Here is a 26687-nt window from a genome sequence, read left to right on the forward strand (position 1 = left end):
CGCTCTACTCCTTCACGAACAGCTTGCGCGGCACGTTGCAGAACGTCTCCACGCCGGTCTCTGTGATCAGGATGCTTTCGGTGATCTCCAGCCCCCAGTCGTCGAGCCACAGTCCCGGCATGAAATGGAACGTCATGCCGGGTTCGAGCACCGTGCGATCGCCCGGGCGCAGGCTCATCGTGCGCTCGCCCCAGTCCGGCGGATAGCTCGCGCCGATCGGGTAGCCGCAGCGGCTGTCCTTCTCGATGCCGGCACGGCGCAGGACCGCGAAGAACGCGTTCGCGATGTCTTCGCATACGTTGCCGGGCTTCGCGGCGGCAAGCCCCGCCTCGATCCCCTCCACCACCGCGCGCTCGCCTTCGACGAAGTGCGCGGGCGGCTTGCCGAGATAGACGGTGCGCGACAGCGGGCAGTGATAGCGGCGGTAGCAGCCCGCGATCTCGAAGAACGTGCCCGCGCCGCGCGCGAATGTCGTGTCGTCCCAGGTGAGATGCGGCGCGGCCGCGTCGGCGCCGGTCGGCAGCAGCGGCACGATCGCGGGATAGTCACCGCCGAAGCCGTCCGCGCCGCCGATCCCGGTCGCATAGATCTGCGCGACGAGATCGCTCTTCTTCATGCCGGGCTCGATCGTGTCGACGATATGCGCATGCATGCGCTCGACGATCCGCGCGGCGACACGCATGTACTCGATCTCGCGCGGCGACTTCACCGCGCGCTGCCAGTTCACGAGCGCCGTCGCATCGACCCAGCGCGCGGCCGGCAAGTGCTTCTGCATCGACGCGTACGCCGCCGCGCTGAAGTAGTAGTTGTCGAGTTCGACGCCGATGCGCAACATGCTCCAGCCGCGCGCGGCGATCACCTCGGTCGACAGGAAGTCCATCGGGTGGCGGGCCGTCGACTGCACGTAATGATCCGGATAGCCGACGATGTTGTCGTGCGCCATGAACACGGTGCGCTTCGCGCCATTCGCGTCCTGGCCGCGGCCGTACCAGACGGGCTCGCCGTCCATCGGCAGCAGCACGCACTGGTGCACGTAGAACGACCAGCCGTCATAGCCGGTGAGCCAGGCCATGTTGGTCGGGTCGGTGACGATCAGCAGGTCGATGCCGGCCCGCTGCATCGCCGCGCGCGTTTTCGCAATGCGCGCGGCATACTCGCTGCGCTCGAACGCGAGGCGCGGCGCGGCTTCGTGGGTTTCGATGACTGCGGACATCTGTCTCCTCTCAAGTCGTGAGGTCGTTGTGAAAAATCGTGCCCACCTCGGCCGCGCGGGCGCGCTGCAGCGCGAGCACGGCAATGGCGGTGTCCTGCGCGCCGGTGCCGGTCAGGTCGCAGATCGTAATGTCGTCGCGATGGGTGCGGCCCTCGCGCTGCCCGGCGATCACTTCGCCGAGTTCCGGAAACACCGCGTCGGGCGCGACCACACCGGCGGCGATCGCGTGCGCAAGTTCGCCGGCCGCACGGGTCTGCTGCAACCGGTCGCAGAAGTAGCGCGCCGCGCCAAACACCGACGGCGCGAGTTCGGTCTTGTAGTCGGCGTCCGAACCCATTGCCGTCACGTGCAACCCCGGATGCAGATCCTCGGCGTGCACGAGCGGCTCGCGGCTCGGGGTGGTCGTCACCGCGATGTCCGCGTCGGCGAGCGCCGCATGCACCGAGCGCGCGACAACCGCGTCGATCCCGTGCGCGGCTCGCACGTCGGCCGCGAAGCGCGTGGCACGCTCGGCGTCGCGCGCCCAGACCGTCACGTGCACGATATCGCGCACGAGCATCAGCGCGTCGAGCTGCAGCCGCGCCTGTTCGCCCGCGCCGATGATCGCCGCGCGGCGTGCATCGGCGCGCGCGAGCCGGCGCGCGGCCACCGCGCCGGCCGCCGCGGTGCGCACTGCGGTCAGGTAGCCGTTGTCGAGCAGCACGGCCTCGGTCAGGCCGGTGCGCGCGGACAGCACGAGCATCAGCCCGTTCAGGCTCGGCAGCCCGAGCGACGGGTTGTCGAAGAAGCCGGGACTGACCTTGATCGCGAAGCTGTCGAAGCGCGGCAGATACGCGGTCTTCACGTCGACCTCACCGTGCCGCGCCGGCAGCGCGAGATTGAGGATCGGCGGCATCGCGACCGCATCGGTCGCGAGCGACGCGAACGCGGCCTCGACCTGGTCGATCGCGGCGAGATCGAGCGGGACCAGTGCGCGCAGTTGCGCCTGTCCGAGCAGCGTGACGGGATGGGCCATGTCAGTTCTCCGAAACGAGCCGGCGATGCACGGCCATGTCGATGTTCGCGCCGCTGACGATCACGACGATCGGGCCGCCGCGATCTCTGTGCGCGATCCGTTCGTCCAGCAATGCGGCAATGCCGACCGCACCCGCGCCTTCCACGACCAGGCGCTCTTCGCGGTACGCATGTGCGATGCCGCGCGCGATCGCCGGCTCGTCGAGCAGCACGACGTCGTCGGCCAGCGCGCGCGTCATGTCGAACGTATAGCGGTTGTCCAGGCCGATGCCGCCGCCGAGCGAATCGGCGAGCGTCGGCTGTTCATCGATGTCGACCGGTCGTCCGGCCGCGAGACTCGCGTGCATCGCGGCGCCGCGCGCCATCGACACGCCGATCACCTCGATCGCGGGCCGGATCGCCTTCGCGGCAAACGCGACGCCGCTGAACAATCCGCCGCCGGACAGCGGCACGACGAGCGTGCACGTATCGGGCAGCGCTTCGAGAATCTCGACGCCGATCGTCGCCTGTCCGGCGATAATGCGCGGATCGTCGAACGGCGGCACGTACGCGTAGCCTTCGTCGCGCACGAGGCGCCGCGCCGCGGCCTGCGCATCGTCCTGGCTGTCGCCGGCGATCACGACCCGCGCGCCGAGCGCGGCGACCGCGTCGACCTTGTTCGCCGGCACGAGCGACGACATGCAGACGGCGGCCTCGATGCCGAACGTGCGCGCCGCATGCGCGACCGCACGGCCGTGATTGCCGGTCGACGCGGTGACGACGCGCGTCACGCGCCGTGCCGCGAGTTCGGCGAGCGCGTTGGTCGCGCCACGCAGCTTGAAGCTGCCGGTCGGCTGCAGCGTTTCGAGTTTGAGGTGGACAGAAGCGCCGACCCGCGCGGACAACGCGGCGGACGCGACGAGCGGCGTGACGCACGCATGCCCGGCGATGCGTCGGCGCGCGCGGTAGACGTCGGACAGCGACAGAAGGGACATGGATCGCACGCCTCATCATTGATGTAGTGCGATCCAGTCTAATGTTCCAAATTGCGCTTTCGAATGTCCTGATACATTGTGCGTCGCTGGCACGACGCCCGCTTCGCTTCAGTGAAAGTCGTGCACGTGCGGATACTGCTCGAACACGCCCGCGATCGTCGCGAGCGCGGCATTGCATGCGGCATCCGTCGTCTCCGCACCGATGCACACGCGCACCGCGTTCGGCCGCTCGGTACCGCCGACGAGGAACGGATCGGGCGACGTCACGGCGATCTTGCGGGTCCGCAATTCGCGTACGAGCCGGTCGGCCTGCCAGTAGTCGGGCACGCGCAGCCACGCGGACAGCGCATTCGGATGCGCACCCAGCACATACGGGCCGAGCGTGGCCTTCACCATGTCCTGGCGCACCGCGAGCCGTTGCCGCTGCAGTTCGACGAGCCGTCGCGCGGTGCCGTCCGCGATCCAGCGCGTCGCGATCTCCGCGATCGGTGACGTCGCCATCCAGCTGCTCACGCGCAGCACGCTCTCGACGCGCAGCGCGAGCCGCCTCGGCATCGCGAGATAGCCGGTTCGTAGCCCGGTCAGCACCGATTTCGTCATGCTCGTGCAGTAGAAGCCGAGGTCCGGAATCAGGCTCGCGATCGGCGTGGCCGTCTTCGCGGGCAGCGGGCCGTATACGTCGTCCTCGATCACATACACGCCGTAGCGCGACGCGATGCGCGCGATCGACTTGCGGCGCGAATCGGACATCATCGATACCGTCGGGTTATTGAGGGTCGGCGTGCAGACGAGCGCACTGATTCGCTCGCCGTCGCACATTTCCTCGAAATGTTCGGGACGGATCCCGTGTTCATCCATCTCGAGCCCCTTCAGCGTAAACCCGAGCACGTTCGCGGAGCCGATCACGCCGTGGTCGGTCAGGCTCTCGCACAGCACGGTGTCGCCCGGCCCGACGATCGACGCGAGCGCGAGAAAGATGCCGTGCGCGGCACCGTTCGTGATCAGCAACGATTCGGGATGAATCGGCAGATTCAGCGACGCGAGCCATGCGGCACCGGCCTCGCGATGCGCATCGAGGCCCGCGATCGGCCGGAACGAGCGGATCCACGGCTGGTCGTCGGCATCGGCCAGCGCCGCGCAGACGGCCCGCCACGCGGCGTCGTGCTCCGGCGTGTGCACGATGCGCGCGATCGAGAAGTCGACCAGTTCGCGCTCGGCCGTATCGAGGATGTAGTTCGACATCGATTCGGTCACGCGCGCGGCCACGAAGCTGCCGCGCCCGACTTCGCAGCGGATCAGGCCCTGTCTTTCGAGTTCCTTGTAGGCATTGGTGACGGTCTGCACGCTGACGCCGAGGCTCGACGCCACGTCGCGCTGCGGCGCGAGCCGCGCGCCCGGTGCGAGGGCACCGCTTTCGATGTCGGCGGCGATCGCCTTCACGAGCCGCTTGTATTTCGACTCGATGCCGTGCACCGCGCCGATCGCGTCGTGCCAGCGCGCCGATACCTCGGTCCGTCCCATCTCGATGTCTCCGTCGTTGCTTCCGCATGGTCGCTCAGAAAGACACCCGGAGATTATTGTCCTAGTGCAATCGCGTGCGGAGCCAGGACGGTACGACGCGCATCGCGCGATCCCGGTCGGTCGGCACGGCCGGTACGCGATCATCCGAATCGCATCTTTCTTACAACGCCCCTACAACCCACGCCTGACCGCCGACCCGCCACGTGCGATCGCCGCGTTCGATCCGGATTGCACGCGACACGTAAGGATCCGCCGCTCGCTTGCAATTTGACAGCTTGACCGGCGCCGGACCGACCGCCTAAATTGCTCGTTGCAGGTCGGCGCCCGGGCGTGCGGCATGACATGTGAGTGACAAAAACGATAGTTTGCTATCGAATGTTTTTGCCCCTATCATCTCGCCCATGACCAATCTGCACGACCTCCGCCTCGCCGTCAGCAGCCTGCTGGTGCTCACCGCGCGCAAATGGCGCCGCACGAGCGACACCGTGCTGACCGCGTACAACGTGTCCGAAGCCTGCGCGACGCCGTTGCTGATTGCCGGCCGCCTCGGCGAAGGCGTGCGCCAGGGCACGCTCGCCGAACACGTCGGCATCGAGGGGCCGTCGCTCGTGCGCCTGCTCGACCAGCTGTGCGCGGCCGGCCTCGCTCGCCGCGACGAGGATCCGCACGACCGCCGCGCGAAGACGATCTCGCTGACGGCTGCCGGCCGCGCGGTCACCGCGAAGATGGAGGAAGACCTGCGCGTGCTGCGCGCCCAGGTGCTCAAGGGCGTCACCCGTGCCGATCTCGAAGCGACGCTGCGCGTGTTGAACGCGTTCAACGCGGCTGACGTGCAGCATCCGGCGTCGCGTCCGTCTCACCCCGCCGATTCCGCGCCATGACCTATCCGAGCCTTCGCGACTGGCTGTTCTCGGGCAAGACGTTCGCCGCGTCGATGCTGGCGTTGTACCTCGGCCTGTATTTCCAGCTGCCGCGCCCTTACTGGGCAATGGCGAGCGTCTATATCGTGTCGAACCCGTTCGTCGGCGCGACGCGCTCGAAAGCGCTGTATCGCGCGCTCGGCACCGCGCTCGGCGCGGCCGCCGCGATCCTGTTCGTGCCGCCGTTCGTCGAGACGCCGTTCCTGTTCAGCATCATCGTCGCGACGTGGTGCGGCACGCTGCTCTACCTCGCGATCTCCGACCGCACCGCGCGCAGCTACGTGTTCATGCTCGCCGGCTACACGATGCCGCTGGTCGCGCTGCCGACGGTGACCGATCCGTCGACGATCTTCGACGTCGCGATCGCGCGGACCGAGGAAATCGTGCTCGGCATCGTGTGCGCAAGCGTGGTCGGCAGCGCCGTGTTCCCGAACCGCCTCGCGCCGACGCTGATCGAGCGCACCGACGCATGGTTCAAGGACGCGGCGTTCTACGGTCGCGAGACGCTGTCGGGGCACATCGCGGGCAAGGCGCTGTCGGCGTGCCGGCAACGCCTCGCCGCGACCATCACCGGCCTCGAATTCCTGCTGAGCCAGTTGAGCTACGACCATGCGCACCCGCGCGTGCTCGCTCGTGCGCAGGCGCTCGCGGGCCGCATGCAGCTGTTCCTGCCGCTGATGTCGTCGCTCGCCGATCCGCTGATCGCGCTGATGCGCGACCTGCACGTGCGGCCACCGGCACTCGACGCGCTGCTCGCCGACGCGGCAAAGTGGTTCGACGCGCCGCTGCCGGCCGTGAAGACCGGCACCGACGGCGACGTGGCCCACGATCCGGTCGCGGACAATCTGCGCGAGCGCATCGCGTCGATGCAGCCGTCCGACAACGCGCTCGCGAGCTGGGACGGCGCACTGCTGTCGAACGCGCTGTGGCGGCTGCATCAGGTCATCGACATCTGGCAGGACTGCCGCTCGCTGCGCGCGCTGATCGCGAACGAGTCGGGCGTCTGGCAGCCGCGTTTCCGACACTGGCGGCTCGGCGGCACCGAACGCTTCTTCGATCGCGGGATGATGCTGTTCTCCACGCTCACCGTCGTGCTCGCAATCGTGGTCGCATGCTCGCTGTGGATCTCGTCAGGCTGGCACGACGGCGCCGCGGCCGTCACGCTCGTGGCCGTGTCGTGCAGCTTCTTCGCCGCGCTCGACGAACCGGCACCGCTGGTGTTCAAGTTCTTCCTGTCGACGGCCGCGAGCGTCGTGTTCGCCGGGCTGTACCTGTTCGTCGTGCTGCCGCACGTGCACGACTTCCCGATGCTCGTACTGATGTTCGCAGGGCCGTTCATCCTGATCGGCACGCTGCTGCCGCGCCCGCAGTTCAACATGGTGACGATGCTCGTCGCGGTGAACACCGCCACCTTCATCAGCATCCAGAGCGCGTACGACGCCGATTTCTTCGTGTTCCTGAACAGCAACCTCGCGGGCGTCGCCGGGCTGCTGTTCGCGTACGTCTGGACGCGCGCGACGCGTCCGTTCGGCGCGGAACTCGCGGTGCGGCGCCTGCTGCGTTCGGGCTGGGAGGACGTCGCACGCTCCGCATCCACGCAGCCGCTCGACGACCAGCGCAACCACGCATCGCGCATGCTCGATCGCGTCACGCAACTGCTGCCGCGCCTCGGCGCGTCGGACGATCACCGCCATCCGTCGATCGAGAGCTTCCGCGACCTGCGCATCGCGCTGAACGCGCTCGACCTGCGCCGCTCGCGCCGCAAGCTGACGGGCGACGTGCCCGACGCGATCGACCGCGTGCTGGCCGGCGTCACCGATCACTACGCGCGCTGCGCGGCCGCGAATGCGCGACAGCCTGCACCGCCGGCGCTGCTCGCATCGATCGACGACGCGCTGCAGCGCGTGGCCGGCCGCAACCTGCCCGGCACGGCCGCCGCATCGGCGGGCGACGGCACGACGCACGCCGCTCCCGCAGCGCCGACCACGCCCGCGACACACCGCCGGTTGCGCGACACGCTGCACGCGCTCGTCGGCCTGCGCCTGTCGCTGTACCCGGCCGCGTCCGCGCAGCCGCCGCGTGCCGCACCGGACGGAGCGCCCGCATGATCCCGCTTTCCAACCTGTCTTTCCGACCGCGACCATGATCGGCGAAATCGACATCTTCGGCGTATTCGTGCCGGCTCCGCTCGTGCTGATGCTGATCGCCTATCTGATCAACATCGTCGTGCGCGCGCTGCTCGAACGCGTCGGCTTTTACCGCCTCGTCTGGCACCGTTCGATCTTCGACCTCGGCATATACGTGTTCGTGCTTGCCGCAGTCGTCATCGTGTCTCACCATCTCGTGGCTAGCTAACCGTGAAAAAAACCTGGCTCTCGGCAGGGCAGATCCTGCTCACCCTGATCGTCGTCGTCGTGGCCGCCCTCGTACTGTGGCGGATCATCAACTACTACATGTTCTCGCCGTGGACACGCGACGGCCATGTGCGCGCCGACGTGATTCAGGTCGCGCCCGACGTGTCGGGGCTCATCACCGCGGTGCAGGTCGCCGACAACCAGGAGGTGAAGCGCGGCCAGGTGCTGTTCGTGATCGACCAGGCCCGCTACACGCTCGCGGAGCGGCTGGCCGAAGCGACGCTCGCGCAGCGCCGCGCGACGCTCGCTCAGGCGAAGCGCGAATATGCGCGCAACCTGCAGCTCGGCAACCTGGTCGCCAGCGAGCAGGTCGAGGAAAGCCGCACGCGCGTCGAACAGGGCGAAGCTGCCGCCGCCGATGCACAGGTGTCGCTCGACACCGCAAAGCTCAATTTGCAGCGCACGACGATCGTGAGCCCCGTCGACGGCTACCTGAACGATCGCGCGCCGCGCGTCGGCGAATACGTGCCGGCCGGCCGCGCGGTGCTGTCAGTCGTCGATCGCAATTCGTTCCGCGTCGACGGCTACTTCGAGGAAACCAAGCTGCGCGGCATCGGTATCGGCCAGCCGGTCGACATCGTCGTGATGGGCGAGCCGCATCCGCTGCGCGGCCACGTACAGAGCATCGTCGCCGCAATCGAGGATCGCGACCGCACGCAGGGCGCGAACCTGCTGCCGAACGTGAACCCCGCATTCAGCTGGGTGCGGCTCGCGCAGCGCGTGCCGGTGCGCGTCGTGCTCGACGAGGTGCCCGACGACTTCCGGATGATCGCCGGCCGCACCGCGACCGTCGCGGTGCGAACCGACACGCGCCGCGATGACAATGCGAAGTCGGCCGCAGGCGCGTCCGCGGCATCCGCACCCGCGGCCGTCAGCGCGACGGGAGCATCGCAATGAAGCGGCACGGCCTGCGCCTCGCGGCGGCACTCGCGCCGCTCGCGCTCGCACTCGGCGCGTGCAAATCCGTCGGCCCCGACTACAAGCTGCCGCAGCAGGCATACGTGAATGCACCGCTCGCAAATCATGCGCTCGACGACGCGAACGGCGCGCTCGTGTCGCGCGACGCAGTGCCCGGCAACTGGTGGCAGCTGTACGACGATCCCGTGCTCGACGAACTCGTGCGCAGTGCGCTGAAATCGAACACCGACCTGCGCGTCGCCGCGGCCAACCTCGCACGTTCGCGCGCGGCGCTGGAAGTCGCGAACGAACAGGGCGGCTTCTCCGGGAGCGCGGAAGCAGCCGTGCAGCGCGCGCAGGAATCGGCCGAGCAATATCTGCTCGAAAACAAGTTGCCGGTCGTGAACGAAGGCGCGGTCGGCATCAGCGTGTCATACGAGCTCGATCTGTTCGGCAAGCTGCGGCGCGGCGTCGAGGCCGCGCGCGCGGACAGCGAAGCCGTGCAAGCGGCCGCCGACCTCGCGCGCATCACCGTCGTCGCGGACGTCGTGCGTGCATACGTCGAATCGTGCTCCGCCGGTGACGATCTCGCGATCGCGAAGCAGTCGCTCGCGCTGCAGCAGCAGCGCGTGAAGCTGTCGCAACGCCTGCGCGACGCGGGACGCGGCAACCAGACCGACGTCACGCGCGGCGTCACGCAGGTACGCACGCTCGCGGCCGACATCCCGCGCTTCGAAGGCCGCCGCAAGATCGCGCAATACCAGCTCGCCGCGCTGCTCGCGCGTTCGCCCGCGGACCTGCCGAAGGCGGTCGCCGAATGCGAGCGCCTGCCGAAGCTGCGCCAGCCGATTCCGATCGGCGACGGCGCAGCGCTGCTGCGTCGCCGTCCCGACGTTCGCGAAGCCGAGCGTCAGCTCGCCGCCTCGACCGCACGGATCGGCGTCGCGACCGCCGCGCTGTATCCGTCGATCAGCATCGGCGCGTCCGCCGGTTCGGTCGGCGTCGCCGCCGATCTGTTCTCGTCCACCACGAATCGCTGGTCGTTCGGACCGCTGATCAGCTGGTCGTTCCCGGTCAACGGCCAGCGCGCGCGCGTGCGCGAAGCCGAGGCGGCGACCGGCGGCGCGCTCGCTCACTTCGACGGTGTCGTACTGAATGCGCTGCGTGAAACGCAGTCGAGCCTCGCGACCTACGCGGCCGACGTGCAGCGCACCGATGCGCTTCGCACGGCCTACGAATCGGCGCGCAGTTCCGCCGACGAAACGCACCGGCTGTATACGGCCGGCCGCGAGTCGTTCATTTCGGATCTCGATGCGACGCGCACGCTGACGAGCGTGCGCGCGCAGGTCGCCGCGGCCGAAGGTCAGGTCGCCGCCGACCAGGTGAAGTTGTTCCTTGCGCTCGGCGGCGGTTGGGAAGGCGATATAACGGCCGCGGCGGTGCGGCAGACGTCGGCGGCGGGCGCGCCGGCTGCTGCGTCGGCCGCTGCGAAGTAAGCGCGCGGGGCGGCACGGCGTGCACGAGACACCTGCTGTCGCGCAGCATCGTGCGCCGTTTCGCATGTCCGGTATGTCGATGCCGACGTCGCGCTTCACCTGCAATGCCGGTAAACTCGTCCGCAGTTTCCGCCGTTCGCTCGCCGCCCGCCGGGCGGCCCCTTTCCTGGAGAGTCATCATGCGCACCAGCGCCCGTAATCAATTCGCCGGCCAGATCAGCGCCGTCAAGCCCGGTGCCGTCAACGACGAAATCACGCTGCGTACCCAGGACGGCCTCGACATCGTCGCCGTGATCACGCACGGCAGCGTCGCATCGCTCGGCCTCGCGGCCGGCGCGAAGGCCTTCGCGCTCGTCAAGGCATCGTCGGTGATCGTGATGGTCGACGTCGACGGCAGCAAGGTGTCGGCGCGCAACTGCGTCGCGGGCACCGTGTCATCGATCGCGAAGGGCGCGGTCAATTCGGAAGTCGTGATCAAGGCGGCAGGCGGCGCCGAGATCGTCGCGATCGTCACCAACGACAGCGTCGATCGTCTCGGCCTCGCAAGCGGCAAGGCCGCGTCCGCGATCTTCAAGGCGTCGAGCGTGATCGTCGGGGTCGAGTGATCCTCCGGTGATTGCAATGACGTCCGCGCTCGAGCATGCGCATCGACGCATATTGCAAGCGCTGCTGTCCGGCGCGGCCGATACCGATTCTCCGGATGCACGTCTGTTCGGTGAACTCATTGCGGCACGCGCATGCCGCAACGAGCTCGCGCTGCTCGGCCTGTCTCCCGCCCGGTTGAACGGCCTGCTTGCCCGCCAGTTTCCGCGCCTAAGTTCCGCCGATGCGTCGGCGCTCGCGCCGACGGCCACCGTCGCACCGCTGCCGGCCGCGCACGCGCAATTCGTCGAGACGCTGCACGCGCTGCTGATGCGGGATGCATATCCCGCCGTCGCGCACGACGACGCCGACTGCGTCGCTGCAATCATCGCGCATGCGTGCCTGCGCCCCGATCACCTGTGGCGCGATCTTGGCCTTGACGGACGCGACGCGGTAACCGCGATGCTCGATCGCTATTTCCCCGCGCTTGCCGCACGCAATGTCGCGCAGCTGCGCTGGAAGAAATTCCTCGCGCAGGAAGTGGCCGCATCGCTCGGCCGGCCGCCCGGGCCCGCGCCCGGATGCCCGGGCTGCGAGGATTTCGGATTCTGCTTCCCCCCGGGGCGATAATCGCGACGGCGGCATGCGCAGCTTGTCGGTGCGCATCGTTTGACCGATGATGCGCGACATCCCGTCCGCGCGTTTTCCCGCGCGTTCGTTCGACCGCAACGCTCACTGGAGAACCAGCCTTGACCGACTTTGCGAGTCCCAATCTGCCGTCGCGCGATTTCGAAGCCACGTCGCTGTTCTACGCGAAGCTCGGGTTCGTCGAAACTTGGCGCGATGACGGCTGGATGATCCTGAGACGCGGTGATCTGCTGCTCGAATTCTTTCCGCATCCCGGTCTCGACCCGGCCACGAGCTGGTTCAGCTGCTGTTTCCGGCTCGGCGACGTCGGTGCGTTTTGCGACGATGTGCTCGCCGCCGGCATTCCGGAACAGACGACCGGCTGGCCACGCGCGCATCGGCCGAAGCGCGAGGCATGGGGCGGCACCGTCGGCGCGCTGATCGACCCGGACGGGTCATTGATCCGGTTGATTCAGATGGAAGACTGAGTCGCAATCGAACGACGTCGATGCGCCCCCGCGGGCACCCGATAACGTCCCCATAAACAGCTACTTTGCGATGCGCATTGCACGCCGCGCGCGTCGTTCTCCTTTGCCGCGCAATCAGTGCCGATGGCGGTGATGAATGTCCGGGAAATGCGCGTGACTGTGCGTGATCGGCAAGTGCACGTGCGGATGCGTGTGCGGTTCATCACCGTCATACGGAAAATCGTGCGTGTGCTGATGATGTTCGTCGTGCCGATGCCGATGCGTATGCTCGAGTCGTTCATGCGCGTGCTCGTGTTCGTGCCGTTCGCGCACGTGCAGCCAGATGCCGAGCGCCATCAACGCGGCCGCGATCCAGAACGTGACGGACGGCAGCGCCGGCCAGATCAGCAGCGACAGCACGACGCCGAACAGCGGCGCCACCGAAAAATACGCGCCCGTGCGCGCACTGCCGAGATGGCGCAGCGCCACGACGAACAACACGAGACTGATCCCGTAGCCGCCGAGGCCGGTCAGCATCGCGGCGGCCGCGGCCGGAATGGCGGGCAGCGCCGCGCCGGTCGCGAGCGCGATACCGATGTTCACGGGCCCGGCGACCAGGCCCTTCGCGCATGCGATGACCATCGCATCGTTCGCGGCGACCTTGCGGGTCAGGTTGTTGTCGATCGCCCAGCACAGGCATGCGCCGGCAATCAGCAACGCGCCGACCGGCGCGCCCGCGCGCCCCGGGCCCCACGACAGCAGCGTGCCGCCGGCGACGATCGCGACCATGCCGAGAAACACCTGAAGATCCACGTTCTCGCGAAACACGACCCACGCGATGACCGCCGTCAGCACGCCTTCGAGATTGAGCAGCAGCGCACTTGTCGCAGCCGGTGTGCTCGACAGTCCGAGCATCAGCAGCGCCGGACCCGCGACGCCGCCGGCCGCGATCGCGCCGGCGAGCCACGGCAGGTCCGAGCGTTGCAGCGGCGCGGCGTTCTCGGCCGGCGCGCGGCGGCGGCGCAGCCCGCGCAACAGGATTCCGACGCCGAGGCCGATTCCGCTACCAAGATAGAACAGGCCGGCGACCATGAACGGCGACATCGCGCCAATCAGCGCCTTGGCGAGCGGCGTCGCCGCGCCGAACAGCGCGGCAGCCGTGAGCGCGACGAGAATCGCGGAATGTCTCGGATTCATGATGCGGTCTTTGCGTTTGAGCGTTGTGCGTATGGAATCGGCAAGCTTCGTGTGACGCGGTGACGCGTACGCCTTGCCGGTGCCTTTCAATTTTGGGGAATGTCGGACGAATTGCGCCGGCTTTCAGGTAGCTGTCGCGTCATGCGCTACCGGCAACGCGCCGGCCCGACGATTCGTGCCGGGGAGATTATCGCGTGTGTGTGACTGGTCGCCAACTGACGGGCGGGCGGCCGCGCGGTGCGTCCGGACATCACCCTGCGGTCTTTCGAATATGGCCGCACTTCGCGTTTGTGCTGCGGCCCACGTGCGATAAATTCGTGTGGGAGCGCATCCGGGGTTTCATCTGAAATCCGATTACATTAGGAAAACGAATTATCGTGACGAAACATGAGCGATGTGGACATGGGTCACGATTGGCAGTTCGATGAGGATTGGGTGAGGCTGACTGGCTGTGCCGCCAGCGGAGGCAGTCCCGACCTGCCCCGGAGGACAGGTCGGTCTGTCATGTGTGCGCTGCATGCGTGGTGCAGGCAGGCCGTCACCGCGCGGTCGCGCAGTGACACATCGCGTGTTACTCGGTCGCGGCCGTTTGTTGCTCGGGCTGCGGTGCTGCGTCGGCCGGTGCTTCCGCGGTCGCCGGCTGCGGCGCGGCAGCAGCCTGCGCTTCCACCTTCGGCTGCTGCGGTGCGCCCTTCGCCGCTTGCGCGCCGCCCTTGTTGCCCGGACGGCGCGACTTCAGCCGGCGCGCACGCGCCGCGTCGTCGTGCGTCACGCGCCCCGCTTCGTTACCTTGCAGATCAACCCGCACCGCGTCTTCGACGAGACACGACCAGTAACGATTGCCGCGGCACCACGTGGACATCGCCTCGCGCAGCTCGGCCTCGCTCAGGCCGACAGCTTGCGCCTCGCGAGCGAGGTCGTCCCAGATACCGACCTTCAGCGGCACCTTCGGAGCCGGATTCTTGGGGAATGCGCGCGGGAAGCGGCGCTGCAGTTTGCCGATCGCGACGATGACCGGATCGACCGGCGTCGACGGCTTCGCCGAAGCGGGCTTCGCGCCGGACGACGCTTTGGCCCCGGCACCCGATTTGGCCCCACGAGCGGGCCGGTCGCCGGACTTCGGCTTCGCGCCTGCGTCCGGTTGCGTAGCCGGTCGCTTCGCGTTGCGCTCCTGCTTGGCCTTTGCTGCGAGCTGCGCCCGCAATTCGGCAAGTTGTTCAAAACCCATAAATTCAATCCACCAGGAATATAAGGTGTGGTTCGTGCAGCCATTCCGCACATCGGCGTTCGCCGCATCGCCTGCGGCTCGTCTGCCACCGACGCGGATCATTGCGGGGCCGCATCGCCACCACCACTGTTTCAGGCACCCGGCCACGATGCCGGATAAAGGCAGGAGTGGAAGTATACCGGTACGCGCGGCAGTCGGTTGACTCACCGGTTCGCATTTGACGGATCCGATGGAAAGGCAATGCGTCCGCGCGGTCGTGTTGCGCATTATGGCGGCGTTTTCGCGGTGGATCGAGACTCGCGTTACGTAGTGTCGTTACGGGTCTTTCGGCTTCAGTGCGCCAGTCATGCGATGCATCGGTTATTCCACAGTACGAAATGGCGAGCAATCGTACGGATAGCGAAGACGTCAGATTCTGCCGATTCGCATCGTCCGAAAGACCGGGCTTTCGCATACGATGAGCGTGGCGTGGCGAGTGTGCATCGATCTCTGCCGTCAGGCTATTAGTTGCGACCGCATCGATCGTCGAGCGCATGCCGGCATCGGAACGTGCGTAGTATTGGCCGGATCGACAGCGTCGGCGGTTCGCCGTGGCCGGCTTCACGACGCGCTGTTCAGCCGACGACATCGCGGTCGAATGCAAAATGACCCCGGCCGTACGACACGGAGCGAATACATGAATCCCCGACACGACCTCCCGCACGACGGCATCACGCGCGAAGAGATTCACTATCGGCAGATCGACATGCGCGGCTATCGGCGCAGCGACGGTCTGTTCGAAGTCACGGCCTGTCTCGCGGACCGCAAGACGAGCGATTTCACGCCGCCCCGCGGCACGCGCACCATCGCGGCGCTGGCGCCGATTCACGATCTCGGCGTAACGCTGGTCTTCGACACCGACATGATCGTGCGCGCGATATCCACGTTCATCAGGTCGCATCCTTATGCGCAGTGTCCGGGCGGCGGCGACACGCTGCAGGCGCTCGTCGGACTGCGCATCGGTGCCGGGTGGAACAGCGAGGTCCGCAAGCGTCTGCCGTCGTGTGACACGTGCATACATCTGAAGGAAATTCTCGGTCCTGTCGCGACCGCGGCCTATCAGACGACGGTCGGCGCGCGCCCGTCGTCGCTGAATTCGCGAGGCGACGACGGGAAACCACTCAAGATCGACAGCTGCCATGCGTATGGCGCTTCACGCGATCTCGTGAAAAGCCTGTGGCCCGAATACCATCGGCCGCCAGTGTCGACAAAGGCTGACTAAGGTATCGACAATCCACGGGTGCAGCTGTCGCAAACGGCAATGCGATTCGCACGAGCGATGTCTCGCGCAAAATGCGCGTTTCGGGAATTCGCTGCAATCGGCGCCAGACGGCAGGCGTCGCGCTCGGGTCGTTGCGCGCTGCCGCAGCTCCGCTTCGGCCGACTTGATCGCCGGCAATCAGAACACGCCGAGTGCAAGACCCGCAGCGAGCCCCGCGCCGATCTCCGCGCAGCGCGCGAGATCCTCGCTGCCAATCGTCTTCGGCGCGAGGATCCGCTCCGGCGTTTGCGCATGGGTGCAGATAATCAGACCCGGCGACACGTTCCTGAGCCGCCATCCGGTTGCGATCCGGTCGATCTGACGCAGCGCGTTCTGTCCGTCACTGCCCGCGCAGATCATCGCCGCATACGGGCGACCGTTCACGCGATCGAGCGCTGCGTAGTAACAGCGATCGAAGAAATCCTTCATCAGCCCGGACATCGCGGCGAGATTTTCCGGCGTCGCGAACAGGTAGGCGTCGGCGGCGAGCACGTCGTCGGCGCTGGTCGCATCCGCACGCTGCAACCTGACGTCGACGCCGGGTTGCGCGCGCGCAGCAGCTGCGGCCGCTTCGGCCATTTGCTGCGTGCCTCCGGTCATCGTGTGGTAGACGATCAACAGCGTCTTCATCGGTTTTCGCTCGCGTTCGGTTTCATTTGCGCCTGCCGCATGCGTCGGTACGGCTCAATCCGGCTACGTCGACGTGTGTAACGGTGCCTGCGTTCGCCGGTTGTCGAATGGCGCTTTCCTCGAGGCGGAGGATGAGGCTCGCGTTGCAGATATCGACGCGACTATTCCGCATCGCGCGACGCGCGGTCAGTCTTGCACTGTACGTGACACACCGGCGTGATCCGCGCGCGCGTAGTACGCAAGAAACATGTCGGCAGCCGTTTCCGCGACCTTCTGTTGTTCCTGCACGCCGAGCGGCGGCTGGCCCATCGTCACTTGCGGCCAGAACGCGAACGCTTTCACGATCCCGTGCAGTTGATGCGCGGCAAATACGGGATCGGTCACCGACAACCGGCCAGCCGCCGCGGCAGCACGAATCCAGACCGTCACGTCTTCTTCGCGCTCGCCCATGCGTTCGACCATGTCGCGCGCGCGCTCCGGCGAATGGATGGCCGCACCGATCGCGACGCGGGCGAGTGCAAGAAACGCTTCGTCGTTCAGCAACCGCAACTTGCGGCCCAGCAGCGCGATCAGTTGATCGCGCAGCGGGACGTCGGCGCAGTAGGCCGGCGCGCCGGCGGTCAGCGTTGCGTCCCACAGCTGATGCAGGATCGCCGCGAACAATGCTTCCTTGCTTGGGAAATGGTTATAGACGGTGCGCTTCGACACGTCTGCGCGAGCAGCGATGCGATCCATGCTGGTCGCGTCGTAGCCGGCCGCGAGGAATTCGTCGATCGCCGCGGCGAGTATTGCCGCACGCTTTCGGTCGGTCAGCCGTTGAGGGGAAGTGCTCGTATTCATTCGAAAAATTTTACACCCCATAGTTTACTTTTTGCAGAGATAAACTACACTGTTCGGTGTACTTTATTTTCCGGACGAATCGACATGGCTTCGCCTCTCGTATTTCTTCATCGCATGTTAGGTTTCGCCGCCGCCAGGCGTGGCCGCACCCTGTCCGGTGAGTCGCCGCAGCACAACGGCGAACGCTTCAGCAACGTTGCACCACGACCGGTCGAAGGCTTCGGTAAAACGCTCGGCATTGCATGGAACATGCTCGTCAACAAACCACGCAACACGGTTCCGACAGGCGCATTGCCCATCGATTCACTGACTCGCGAACAACTCGACGCAGCCCCCGACCGCAGCCTGTATCGGCTAGGGCACTCGACGCTGCTGTTGAAACTGCGCGGCGAATTCTGGCTGACCGATCCCGTATTTGCCGAACGCGCATCGCCGTTCCGGCGCATCGGCCCGAAGCGCTTCCATGCGTCGCCGATCGCGCTCGCGGACCTCCCGCCGTTGCGTGGCGTGCTTCTGTCGCACGATCACTACGATCACCTCGACCGTGACACGGTGCTCGCGCTTGCAGCCGCCACCGGCGTGTTCGTCACGACGTTGGGCGTCGGCGACCGCCTGATCGAATGGGGTATCGACGCAAAAAAGGTACGCCAGCTCGACTGGTGGCAAAGTGTCGAAGTCGATGGCCTGACGCTGACCGCGACACCGGCACAGCACTTCTCCGGGCGCAGCTTGTTTGACGGCAACAGCACGCTATGGGCGTCGTGGGTCATCGTCGACGACGACCTGCGGGTGTTCTTCAGCGGCGATACCGGCTACTTTGACGGTTTCCGGACAATCGGCGAACGGCTTGGGCCCTTCGACGTGACGCTGATCGAGACCGGGGCATACGACCCGCAATGGCCCTACGTGCACATGCAGCCGGAAGAAACCGTGCAAGCGCACATCGACCTGCGCGGGCGCACGCTGATGCCGATTCACAACGGCACGTTCGATCTCGCGATGCACCGTTGGCAGGAGCCGTTCGAGCGCGTCACCGCGTTGGCAATGGTGCGCGGCGTCGAGCTATCGACGCCCAGGATGGGCGAGCGACTCAATCTGGATGCACCGCATCGCGGCGAACGTTGGTGGCGAACGGTCGATGAGCCAGCAAAGGCTTCCGCAACGAAGACGCGCCGGTGGCAGCAGCTGTGCGCATCGCAGGCGACGAAGTAGGTTCGTTGGCCGCGGCGGTTTCTGGACGGGAACGCCGCGGCGGTGAATTTTCGTTGTGGTATGCGACTTAGTAGCGGACTCTTTGGGCGATCGTCGGTGACGATGATTAGTCGCCCCCGCTAGCAGACATCCGGAGAAGTGGGAGATACACCACCGGTGGCGATGCGCTTCATCCTCTTGACGCAAAGTCTGTAGATTCTCCTTCAGTGGCATTGTGATGGACACCGGCAAGACGCATAGGAAACGGGCGTCCGAGGCCGTCTACAGAATCCGCCTTCGCTCAACGCCGCCTGCGTGCGCGTCGCAAATGCAATATCGACCAGACGCCCGCTTCAATTTCCCCGATGCCGACAGGCTTGCGATCCGGCACCGTCGCCGCAGCGCGTTGTCACGTGACAACTAGCGATATAGAACTCGCAACACCTAGCAAGTCCCTGCTGGTCGATCCACGCGATGTCTTGGATCGCCAATAGGCCGATCGAACTGCGTGTCGACCCAAGAGATTTGTATCATATACCACAAAACACGTTTTATTTAACACAGCGTTGTGTGGTTCATCATCACCTAGGCACGATAACGCACGTCAAATTCATGCGCCCCTATTTCACCCGTCGCGCGCGCTCGTTTGGCGTGAAACAACGTGAAGAAAGTGGCGCAACCCATTGCTAGACAAGGGTTTCCGAATGCCCACCTTTTTTCGGAATTGTTTCACGCTCTGCTAATTTGCGCCCTCTCTCCTCGCCGACGCCCAGGAATTTGCGCCCCAAAGCCCATCGAGAACGCGTGACGCAATGCTGACGCCCTCGACCGTCGGAGTGGCGGCCAACACAACAAGATGCGATATCTGTCCCGCCCCTACCCTATGTCATCGTCGTTGCCTCTGGATGTCGAATCGCCTCTTTTATTGGGGCCATATCATATCGTCAGAATTAGTGTGCCTCCGCAGGATAGAGACACGCGCGGCGCGGGCATGCCTACCCAAGACATCAACCGGCTCGACCAGCATCGATCGCTGACACATCCCCGGCTAATCCAGCACCTCCTCATAGGGCGACACCGAAGATGCGGCATCAGTGTCGAGACCCCCACTCCGGCATCCATCCATAACGGTTGTCACGTGACAACAACCCGATGGTTTGCGCATAAGTGACCTGGACCCAATCGAACACGACCAACTCATATATTGCACGGATTTCTTCGTACCCGTACCGTCTACAGTGGTTACGCTAAGGCAAGAGATGTGTGCCCAAAAATCAACGCTTGGGTGCGTTGTCACGTAACAACCCGCATCAGTGCCAGTGCCAGTCGTCGTATATGAATGCAGGGCGCCACAACGAGAATCGAGGAAGAAGAAATTGTCGGCATTACCATCGCGCGTCGTGTCTGCATGCTTCCCACCCAGCAGAATTGAGGTTCTAACCCGCCAAATCGGCTGTCACGTGACAACTTTAGATCCCGACGCAGCCCAGAGCGGTTCACAAGCCGATTGCCAACTTGCGCCGGAATTTCCAACGATGGCGAGACCGCATCCGGGATCAGCACTGTGACCCATGGTCACTATCGACGCTGAAGTCATTAGCACCTTACATCTCGAATGGAATGTCATATGTTTTATTTCTCATTCGCGTTCGAATTACAAGTAACTTTCTAGCCATTTGATTAGCTTGTCACGTGACAACAACATCTATCCGAAAATCCTTCTGTCCATCCAATACTTTTCTGGACTTTTTCGTAATATCTGCATATATTACGAAAACTCCTTGGAGGAATTTAATGGCTTTCAAGATCGCCGTCAGTAATCAAAAAGGTGGTACTGGAAAGACCACCATCTCCGTCAATATCGCTGCAGCCTTCGAGGCGGGTGGCAACAAGGTCGCCTTGATCGATGCCGACCCTCAAGGCACATCGGTCAGATGGGTGACGAGCGGCGAAAACACGCTGCCGATGACAGTTCTGTCGTTGGCCCCCGCCGGCCGTGGCATCGGCGGCGAGATCAAGAAGCAGGATGCAAATTTCGATGTGATCGTCGTCGATTGTCCCGGCAACCTCGAAGACCCTCGCATCGCATCCGTGCTCGAAGTCGCCGACTTCTGCCTCGTGCCGCTGTCGCCATCGCCGGCCGACCTGTACAGCACCGTCGCGATGATTCGTATGATCGAATCGATGCGTGCCGTTCGTAACCCGAATTTGTCTTCCGCGCTGATGCTGAATAGCGTCAATGGAAAAACTAAAATGCGAGAAGAAATTTTAAAAATTCTAAAGGCTGAAGAAATAGGGGAGCATCTGCTCGACAGTCAGATTGCGCAGCGCGAGGTCTACCGGCAGACATTTGCCCTCGGCACCACGATCCATCATCACAATCGATACCTGAAGGGACTAAAGGAAGCCCGCGCGGAAATCGAGAGACTGGTCACCGAAATGGCCCAATACATCGCGTCGACGCGCGCTACGGGAGCCGCTCATGGCTAAGGACACATCGAAAGACAAGAAGCCGACTGGCAACCTGCATCTCGCAGCAGGCTTGCTGCGCGGGCTCGCACAGGAAAACGCAGCGCTGGAAACGCGCCTGCCCGAGCCGACGCCCGCGTCGAATCCTCCCGTCGAAGCCACAACCCCCGTCATCTCGACCGCCGTCCCCCCATCCGACGCGCTCGATCTCGGCGCGCCGCAGAAGGTTGCGGTCAAGGACTGCATCCCGAACCCGTTCAACCCGCGCGTGTTCTATTCCGAGTCGAGCCTGCACGAACTCGCACTGACGCTGAAGCGGGAAGGGCAGATCGAGCCGATCAAGGTTACGCGTCTTCCGGAATTTCCCGGCAAGCTCGTCGTGATCGACGGGCAACGCCGCTTGCGCGCGACGAGCATCAACGGCGACGAGACGATCAACGCGACGTTTCGCACGGACCACACGCCCGAGCAGCTCTACACGATCGCGTATCGCGCCAACCACGACCACGAACGCCAGACCATCTTCGACGATGCAGTCGCATGGAAGCGTCTCCTCGACGAAAAGGTATTCCCCGACCAGAACACGCTCGCGGAGAAGATCGGCAAGGACAAGGCATCGATCAGCAAGACACTGTCGCTGAACGCACTGCCGAACACACTGCTCGAACGGATGGCCAGCGCGAACGATGTGGTCGGGCTGCAGGCCGCGTACTTCCTGAAACTAATTTTCGAGCGCCTGGGCGAACCGGCTGCCGACCGTCTGCTCACGGCGGTGATCGACCGGAAAAAGTCCGTGCGCGACCTCGAGAATTTCCTACGCGCACAGAGCGACGGCAACAAGAAGACCGGGCGCACGCGTTACAGCGTTCGCCACGATTTCGCGCTCGAATCCCGCGCGATCGGCCAGTTGAAGACCTATCCGGACGGGCGTCTGGATCTGCAACTGAAGGGAGTCGATGCGTCCCACCAGGAAGCGCTCGCCGACCGGCTCAAGAGCGTGATCGACGCATACGTCGCTGATCTGGCGGTAGCCGCGCAAAAATAAGAGAAGGCGTCCAAAGCAAAGGCCTCGCACCTGCATGGCACCGCGCGGCCGGATGAAGTCCGGTGCACGGCGCATGCCAGGCTGCGAGGCCTTGATCAGTTGGTCGCGAGGCTGCTTTTCAGCAGGAATTCCAGCAAGTCGTCCGAGGTCGGTTCGCCCCAGGTATCGAGCGCCAACCATCGGAAGAAGCTGGTTTGCGCCAGCTTACTCGCCTTCTTCTTCGGCGACAGCGTGAGATCCTTCGAACCGGCCACCGTTTCGTTGTAGCGCTCGATCAGCTTGGTCTGGTCGTCGATCTCCAGCTCGCGGAAATACGCGCCGGCTTCATCGACCTTCGCCGCCAGGTATTTGTCGCGAATCTGTTCCTGCTTGCTCTGCCCGGATTCCTTTGTCGGCGCGGCCGTTTCGGTCCCCTGACCGTCGGCCAACGTATAGCCGTGCGTCAGCGCCTTGCGGAAATACGCGGCCACGTTGTCGACCGGCGCTGCGTTCTTCTTCGTAGTCCGATTGAGCGTATAGGCGATCGCCGCCTTGATGCGCTGCACACCGTACTGCGTGATCAACCGGCGCGCTTCCGAACGCGGGATGCCGAACTTGGCGACCTCGTCAACGAGTGCTTCGTTCTTGACATCGCCTTCCTCGACCGTATCCGCGCTCTGCTTGCGCGTCACCTTGAACTGTACGGCCTCCACACTGCGACCTGACTTGTGTTCGATCAGCTCGAGCGTATGGTCGGAAACTTCGTTCACCTCCTGAATGCATGGCACCAGGACCTTGCTCTTGAAGAGCTTGTACTCCTTGTACGACTGCGACGCCTTGTCCTGACCGAGAATGAGGTCGCGGAATTTCGGCAGCGGGATCTTTGCCGTGATGCCGATCCCCTCGTAGCGCACCGTGTTTTCCCAAAGGGCAAGCGAGTGCGAACGCCGAAACTCGCGCGCGATCCGCATATCGATGAGCGCGTAGATTTCCGGATTGAGTAGCTCGCTGCGAATCTGGTCGGAGAAGCTGTACTTCAGCACCGATTGCTCGAGCTCGGCGCCGGCGAGCAGGCCCGACGCCTTCCACACCGTCGAGCGATCCGCGGCAAGGTAGTCCCAGTTGACGACGGTACTGATCAGCGAGTTGACCGTATCCTTCACATACTTCGTGTTGTTGCTGTTCAACCCGCTCTCATGCGACAGCGCGGCGATCGAGATCGAGAAGCTGGTCCGGCCGGGTTCGAACGCTTCCTGACGAAGGGCGTTCTTGATCAGCGAGCTGAACATCTTGCGCTGCTGCAGGCCGATCTTTCCGGACTTCGGAGCGATATGAATTGCCTGGACCGCCTTGCGCAGCAGATCGGGGGGCTCGGGCGTCTGAAATAGCGAAACCTGCTTGTCGGAGCCTTTGATTGCGGGCTTGCGCGGCATCGTGATGTCCGGAGAAGGTGACCGTATTGATGGCGGACTTTATACCTTTTCGAGTTATCGGGCAATGCCTTCTTCTCCAGTATCACTTCCAATATCGCCGATAACACCGCGTCTTAAAAGGAAAAATTCCATTTTTACGATTTGTGCGGAACCCCATATCCATATACCTTTCCGCCAAAATCAGCTCCCAAAACCTGCTACCTGTGTGGTCTGTAGCCAGAATCCGGCACGGGACTTGCCCAATTGAAGGTAGCCATTCATGGGAAATAATCCGGAAGAACGGGATCGGTGAACCCGATTCGTGGTGCCCTGCAACACGGTCTGCATTCCCCCATAACACACTACCTTTAGCACATCCCATGAATGGTTACCTATCCCGATCCTCCAACTCGGCGTTTTGCCTTCATCTGCGCTCGGCAGCCGAAAATACCTCCCATGAATGACTACCTTGGGATTTCCCCACAGAAGGTTACCTTTCCGCCGGCCTGATACTGTTTATGGGACCCCAGTTCCGAGGGGACAAGCAGGACTAGATCATTCTGTCCGCGACGGCACCCATAAACGACTACCTGGAATCCATCCCATAACCGGCAACCCCACATGAAATGCTGTGCCCGCCACCGTAGACGAATCAGCAAGGACGCACCATAAATGGGTACCAATAGATTCCCCCCATAAAAGGTTACCTGAGGCGTTTTTGGGCCAAAATCCCATAGCAGGCTACGCGTGCCCCATATCCACAACCCCCATTTCCCACAGCGCGGTACCCGATTCCCCAAATCCACAGACCTGAAACCCCATACCCTTCCGCCTGTGCCCCCATAAATGGGTACCGAACACCTGTCAAACCCTTGCCAGACAAGGCTGTGAGCCGTCTAAAAGTAGTTAAAGAAGTAAACGTGGTTTACCAAAGATGTAAACACACGTGTGCCTGTGCAGAAAAAGCAACCCCATAAACCGCTACCAAAGCGAACCTGTGAGGCTCGACGAGCACAGCAATTCTGGGCCTAAGGCCTGTGGAACCCTCGATCTCGGCCTTATTTTGCAAGCGTCCCAGGCCTGGCAAGGCTCCCCATGAAGGTGAGTACCTACTAACAAACACTCAAACGTAGAAACTTATGGGAGGAAATCCCCGCTTTCAGTCCCCAGGTTCCCATCTATGGGATCGAAAAATGGCCCCCAGCGGTATGTTTCCCATCCAGGATTACCCGCAGACTACGGCCGCTGCGGCCAACAAGGGAGTGCCGCCGGTTCTCGTCATGGCAGTGAGAAATCATCGGAATTCATTCTCAAGCGGTTTTTTTAGCGTTCGAGTCGGTGCTTCCGTGGAAAAGTCTTCGACTGTCACGTGTTGGTCTGTCTGGGGCTTTCTGCTCGATGACCCGTGCACAGACGAAATGGGCTGGCTCTTGCACCGGTCACTCTCCGTCGCGGTTTTCTACCTTTGAACCGGCATCGGAATTGCCACTGTGTCTCGACCGGCGCGACGAAAACCCATCGCTGTGCCGAGCGAGACGCCAACCGCGCCGCTAGATAACAACAATCCTGGCAACTGCCTCGAACGTGAAGCTGGCGCCATCAATATGGCTCACCCTCATCGATCCCGTGCTCGAATCCCGAAAATTCTCACCGCCCGAAGTTACCGCCTCCTGTAAAAGCTCACCTACAAGGCGTCTGTCGGACGAACAAACCATGCACGCGACGCCCCCGTACCAGATGCGATCACCCGATGAAAAAGCTGTGAGGCACGCGCGCAGCGCCTGATGTGTCGCCGTCGTTGCCGCATAGACTCGAGACTCTTCGCGACGTCGGTACGATGACTAGCGTCGCGCATTCGCTCATACGACCATTAGCGTGGTGCTCGTGCCAATCGTGAACGAATGCCTATCGAAGCGTTCACCTTGAGCGGCGGAGGTCGTCTCAACCCGCAAACGTCATCTCCCACATCTGGCGACGAATAGAACCGAACAGGTAGCCACGCGTGCGACGATCGGTTACCCGATCGTTCGCATCGTGTCGACGTGCGGGGAATGCGGCAGGCTCGGTACAGAATGAAGCGTGGTCGTTTATGGGAGGAACCGTCGTTCGCGCGACAGCGAATCACAACATGGCGCACAGGTTCGCGATTCCGTCTCGTATCCCGCTCGTGAGGCGACGATCGCGTTGCGCGAGCAGTAGATTCCACGGGTGAAACAGTCGGCGTCGCGCGAGTGCGTAAAGCACCGAAATCGATCTCATCCTCATCGGCAATCTGCACCGTATCGGTGGAACGATCCGCTTCGTTACACGGTTGCCGCGGTCGTGCACGTTGCGTGATTCCCGAGCACGATGCATCACCTGGCCCCTGCGAAACGCGGGGCGGACGCGCGCGGAACACATGACGATACGACGCCCCATACGCGTATTCCCAACAATGTACGCATGATGGCGCCACATTTTTTTCAACGCGGTTATGATGCAAAGGCCCTGACCGCGACATGAAGACCGACCAGGGGCAGGGGCGGTATCTCGATGTGCTTTCACTCCGTGACCAATCAGAAAAGAGAGTTCAGCGATGCGAATCCAGATCAAAAAACTGACGCTGGCTGCGACGGCAGCCGCGTTCCTCTTCGGCTCCGCCGCTCCGGTGTTCGCGCAGACCGACGCCAGCGCACCGGCCGCATCCGCCGCATCGGATGCGAAAGCCGCGAAACGTGAAGCACGCAAGGCAGCACGGGCAAAACGCAAAGCCGAACACAAGGCAGCGCGTGCGAAGAACAACGCCGAACTGAAGAAACTCGAAGACGCTGGTTACAAGCCGGCGGCCAACGATCCGAACTATCCGCAGAATCTGCAGAACGCTCAGAAGAAGGCGGGCGAAGCCGCTGGCGCAAGCCAATAAGCGTTCCCCCACGAGACAAACCCCGGCGCGAGCCGGGGTTTGTCTTTTCTGCTGCCGAAACGCGATGCGCGACCGGTCACCATGGAGGCGTGGTATCCGAGTAAATTGATTCGATATCCTTTTTTTCTTGGTGAGGTGAATGCCAACTCGATGCGTTTAGTTTTCCTGCGCTCCTTGAGCGACACGCCCCATTCTGCTTGTTCAGTCTCAGAGGAATCCTACGGATTACAACAGATCGTAAGATGGCGGCCTCAAATCTGAAGTGCAACACTCTCGCCATCCGGTAATGTCCGCGAATGGCAAAGAGAACGTACCAACAACTTCAACCTGAAGAACGTATGCGAATCGATTTCTGGCGTGACGAGGGCT

General features: G+C 63.8%; 22 protein-coding genes. 13 read left to right on the forward strand and 9 right to left on the reverse strand.

Annotated features, from left to right (window positions below; genetic code table 11):
- Positions 1-4: 4 nt before the first annotated feature.
- From doeA to HWX22_RS25765, 4 genes are all read right to left on the reverse strand, one after another.
- Complete coding sequence (gene doeA / locus HWX22_RS25750; protein ID WP_175911987.1) at positions 5-1213, reverse strand: ectoine hydrolase DoeA; 1209 nt, start codon at positions 1211-1213, stop codon at positions 5-7.
- A gap of 10 nt (positions 1214-1223) precedes the next feature.
- A complete protein-coding gene (locus HWX22_RS25755; protein ID WP_175911989.1) occupies positions 1224-2228 on the reverse strand; it encodes a cyclodeaminase in 1005 nt (334 codons plus the stop codon).
- Between the two features lies 1 nt (position 2229).
- Positions 2230-3201 (reverse strand): hydroxyectoine utilization dehydratase EutB, encoded by a 972-nt coding sequence (eutB, locus tag HWX22_RS25760; RefSeq protein WP_175911991.1) that lies wholly within the window; start codon positions 3199-3201, stop codon positions 2230-2232.
- Between the two features lie 108 nt (positions 3202-3309).
- A complete protein-coding gene (locus HWX22_RS25765; protein ID WP_059530787.1) occupies positions 3310-4722 on the reverse strand; it encodes a PLP-dependent aminotransferase family protein in 1413 nt (470 codons plus the stop codon).
- A gap of 401 nt (positions 4723-5123) precedes the next feature.
- Between HWX22_RS25765 and HWX22_RS25770 the strand changes: the two genes are divergently transcribed.
- The 8 genes from HWX22_RS25770 to HWX22_RS25805 all read left to right on the forward strand — a co-directional run bounded on the left by HWX22_RS25770 (position 5124) and on the right by HWX22_RS25805 (position 12146).
- Positions 5124-5603 carry a MarR family transcriptional regulator gene (locus tag HWX22_RS25770; RefSeq protein WP_175911992.1) on the forward strand — a complete coding sequence of 160 codons (480 nt, stop codon included), beginning with the start codon at positions 5124-5126 and terminating at the stop codon, positions 5601-5603.
- Positions 5600-7750: an FUSC family protein gene (locus HWX22_RS25775; protein WP_175911993.1), complete on the forward strand. Its 2151-nt coding sequence runs from the start codon at positions 5600-5602 to the stop codon at positions 7748-7750. Before HWX22_RS25770 ends, HWX22_RS25775 begins: the two co-directional genes overlap by 4 nt.
- Before the next feature lie 34 nt (positions 7751-7784).
- The gene (locus HWX22_RS25780) at positions 7785-7997 is read left to right on the forward strand and encodes a DUF1656 domain-containing protein (RefSeq protein ID WP_044849171.1); all 213 of its coding nucleotides are present in this window, start codon (positions 7785-7787) and stop codon (positions 7995-7997) included.
- A 2-nt stretch (positions 7998-7999) separates the two neighbouring features.
- Positions 8000-8953: an HlyD family secretion protein gene (locus HWX22_RS25785; RefSeq protein WP_175911994.1), complete on the forward strand. Its 954-nt coding sequence runs from the start codon at positions 8000-8002 to the stop codon at positions 8951-8953.
- Positions 8950-10449 carry an efflux transporter outer membrane subunit gene (locus tag HWX22_RS25790; RefSeq protein ID WP_175911996.1) on the forward strand — a complete coding sequence of 500 codons (1500 nt, stop codon included), beginning with the start codon at positions 8950-8952 and terminating at the stop codon, positions 10447-10449. Before HWX22_RS25785 ends, HWX22_RS25790 begins: the two co-directional genes overlap by 4 nt.
- Positions 10450-10628: 179 nt before the next feature.
- Complete coding sequence (locus HWX22_RS25795; protein ID WP_175911998.1) at positions 10629-11054, forward strand: TOBE domain-containing protein; 426 nt, start codon at positions 10629-10631, stop codon at positions 11052-11054.
- A 16-nt stretch (positions 11055-11070) separates the two neighbouring features.
- The gene (locus HWX22_RS25800) at positions 11071-11661 is read left to right on the forward strand and encodes a nitrogen fixation protein NifQ (RefSeq protein WP_175911999.1); all 591 of its coding nucleotides are present in this window, start codon (positions 11071-11073) and stop codon (positions 11659-11661) included.
- Positions 11662-11780: 119 nt separating this feature from the next.
- Positions 11781-12146 carry a bleomycin resistance protein gene (locus tag HWX22_RS25805; protein WP_175912001.1) on the forward strand — a complete coding sequence of 122 codons (366 nt, stop codon included), beginning with the start codon at positions 11781-11783 and terminating at the stop codon, positions 12144-12146.
- A 114-nt stretch (positions 12147-12260) separates the two neighbouring features.
- Here HWX22_RS25805 and HWX22_RS25810 read toward each other — a convergent pair whose 3' ends face one another.
- Both HWX22_RS25810 and HWX22_RS25815 read right to left on the reverse strand, forming a co-directional pair.
- Positions 12261-13322, reverse strand: a complete 1062-nt coding sequence (locus HWX22_RS25810; protein ID WP_175916651.1) for a DMT family transporter — start codon at positions 13320-13322, stop codon at positions 12261-12263.
- A gap of 571 nt (positions 13323-13893) precedes the next feature.
- Positions 13894-14550 (reverse strand): ProQ/FinO family protein, encoded by a 657-nt coding sequence (locus tag HWX22_RS25815; RefSeq protein ID WP_175912176.1) that lies wholly within the window; start codon positions 14548-14550, stop codon positions 13894-13896.
- A gap of 676 nt (positions 14551-15226) precedes the next feature.
- Between HWX22_RS25815 and HWX22_RS25820 the strand changes: the two genes are divergently transcribed.
- Complete coding sequence (locus HWX22_RS25820; protein WP_175916653.1) at positions 15227-15811, forward strand: DUF2889 domain-containing protein; 585 nt, start codon at positions 15227-15229, stop codon at positions 15809-15811.
- A 177-nt stretch (positions 15812-15988) separates the two neighbouring features.
- On the opposite strand, the gene HWX22_RS25825 is transcribed toward HWX22_RS25820, so the two are convergent.
- Both HWX22_RS25825 and HWX22_RS25830 read right to left on the reverse strand, forming a co-directional pair.
- Positions 15989-16480, reverse strand: coding sequence for an NAD(P)H-dependent oxidoreductase (locus HWX22_RS25825; protein WP_059697429.1), 492 nt, complete (start codon positions 16478-16480; stop codon positions 15989-15991).
- A gap of 186 nt (positions 16481-16666) precedes the next feature.
- Entirely contained in the window at positions 16667-17320 is a 654-nt protein-coding gene (locus HWX22_RS25830; RefSeq protein WP_175912159.1) for a TetR/AcrR family transcriptional regulator, read from the reverse strand.
- Positions 17321-17404: 84 nt separating this feature from the next.
- Between HWX22_RS25830 and HWX22_RS25835 the strand changes: the two genes are divergently transcribed.
- The 3 genes from HWX22_RS25835 (at position 17405) to HWX22_RS25845 (ending at position 22025) form a co-directional block, all read left to right on the forward strand.
- Complete coding sequence (locus tag HWX22_RS25835) at positions 17405-18532, forward strand: MBL fold metallo-hydrolase (RefSeq protein ID WP_175912180.1); 1128 nt, start codon at positions 17405-17407, stop codon at positions 18530-18532.
- Between the two features lie 1773 nt (positions 18533-20305).
- Positions 20306-21001, forward strand: a complete 696-nt coding sequence (locus HWX22_RS25840) for a ParA family protein (RefSeq protein ID WP_011879640.1) — start codon at positions 20306-20308, stop codon at positions 20999-21001.
- Entirely contained in the window at positions 20994-22025 is a 1032-nt protein-coding gene (locus HWX22_RS25845; protein WP_059820741.1) for a ParB/RepB/Spo0J family partition protein, read from the forward strand. Before HWX22_RS25840 ends, HWX22_RS25845 begins: the two co-directional genes overlap by 8 nt.
- Before the next feature lie 95 nt (positions 22026-22120).
- Here the strand turns inward: HWX22_RS25845 and HWX22_RS25850 are convergent, their stop codons facing one another.
- On the reverse strand, positions 22121-23437 hold the full coding sequence (locus HWX22_RS25850) for a replication initiation protein (protein ID WP_175912160.1): 1317 nt from the start codon (positions 23435-23437) through the stop codon (positions 22121-22123).
- A gap of 2554 nt (positions 23438-25991) precedes the next feature.
- Between HWX22_RS25850 and HWX22_RS25855 the strand changes: the two genes are divergently transcribed.
- The gene (locus HWX22_RS25855) at positions 25992-26318 is read left to right on the forward strand and encodes a hypothetical protein (protein WP_063553135.1); all 327 of its coding nucleotides are present in this window, start codon (positions 25992-25994) and stop codon (positions 26316-26318) included.
- Positions 26319-26687 lie beyond the last annotated feature (369 nt).

Origin of the sequence: Burkholderia sp. BCC1638, assembly GCF_902833195.1 — a bacterium.
GTDB classification, from domain to species: Bacteria; Pseudomonadota; Gammaproteobacteria; order Burkholderiales; family Burkholderiaceae; genus Burkholderia; species Burkholderia diffusa.

Bases quoted from the DNA above. Each gene is read 5' to 3' on its own strand.
- doeA (WP_175911987.1), bottom strand. From the start codon at position 1,213: ATGTCCGCAGTCATCGAAACCCACGAAGCCGCGCCGCGCCTCGCGTTC.
- HWX22_RS25755 (WP_175911989.1), bottom strand. From the start codon at position 2,228: ATGGCCCATCCCGTCACGCTGCTCGGACAGGCGCAACTGCGCGCACTG.
- eutB (WP_175911991.1), bottom strand. From the start codon at position 3,201: ATGTCCCTTCTGTCGCTGTCCGACGTCTACCGCGCGCGCCGACGCATC.
- HWX22_RS25765 (WP_059530787.1), bottom strand. From the start codon at position 4,722: ATGGGACGGACCGAGGTATCGGCGCGCTGGCACGACGCGATCGGCGCG.
- HWX22_RS25770 (WP_175911992.1), top strand. From the start codon at position 5,124: ATGACCAATCTGCACGACCTCCGCCTCGCCGTCAGCAGCCTGCTGGTG.
- HWX22_RS25775 (WP_175911993.1), top strand. From the start codon at position 5,600: ATGACCTATCCGAGCCTTCGCGACTGGCTGTTCTCGGGCAAGACGTTC.
- HWX22_RS25780 (WP_044849171.1), top strand. From the start codon at position 7,785: ATGATCGGCGAAATCGACATCTTCGGCGTATTCGTGCCGGCTCCGCTC.
- HWX22_RS25790 (WP_175911996.1), top strand. From the start codon at position 8,950: ATGAAGCGGCACGGCCTGCGCCTCGCGGCGGCACTCGCGCCGCTCGCG.
- HWX22_RS25795 (WP_175911998.1), top strand. From the start codon at position 10,629: ATGCGCACCAGCGCCCGTAATCAATTCGCCGGCCAGATCAGCGCCGTC.
- HWX22_RS25800 (WP_175911999.1), top strand. From the start codon at position 11,071: ATGACGTCCGCGCTCGAGCATGCGCATCGACGCATATTGCAAGCGCTG.
- HWX22_RS25810 (WP_175916651.1), bottom strand. From the start codon at position 13,322: ATGAATCCGAGACATTCCGCGATTCTCGTCGCGCTCACGGCTGCCGCG.
- HWX22_RS25815 (WP_175912176.1), bottom strand. From the start codon at position 14,550: ATGGGTTTTGAACAACTTGCCGAATTGCGGGCGCAGCTCGCAGCAAAG.
- HWX22_RS25820 (WP_175916653.1), top strand. From the start codon at position 15,227: ATGAATCCCCGACACGACCTCCCGCACGACGGCATCACGCGCGAAGAG.
- HWX22_RS25825 (WP_059697429.1), bottom strand. From the start codon at position 16,480: ATGAAGACGCTGTTGATCGTCTACCACACGATGACCGGAGGCACGCAG.
- HWX22_RS25830 (WP_175912159.1), bottom strand. From the start codon at position 17,320: ATGAATACGAGCACTTCCCCTCAACGGCTGACCGACCGAAAGCGTGCG.
- HWX22_RS25835 (WP_175912180.1), top strand. From the start codon at position 17,405: ATGGCTTCGCCTCTCGTATTTCTTCATCGCATGTTAGGTTTCGCCGCC.
- HWX22_RS25840 (WP_011879640.1), top strand. From the start codon at position 20,306: ATGGCTTTCAAGATCGCCGTCAGTAATCAAAAAGGTGGTACTGGAAAG.
- HWX22_RS25845 (WP_059820741.1), top strand. From the start codon at position 20,994: ATGGCTAAGGACACATCGAAAGACAAGAAGCCGACTGGCAACCTGCAT.
- HWX22_RS25850 (WP_175912160.1), bottom strand. From the start codon at position 23,437: ATGCCGCGCAAGCCCGCAATCAAAGGCTCCGACAAGCAGGTTTCGCTA.
- HWX22_RS25855 (WP_063553135.1), top strand. From the start codon at position 25,992: ATGCGAATCCAGATCAAAAAACTGACGCTGGCTGCGACGGCAGCCGCG.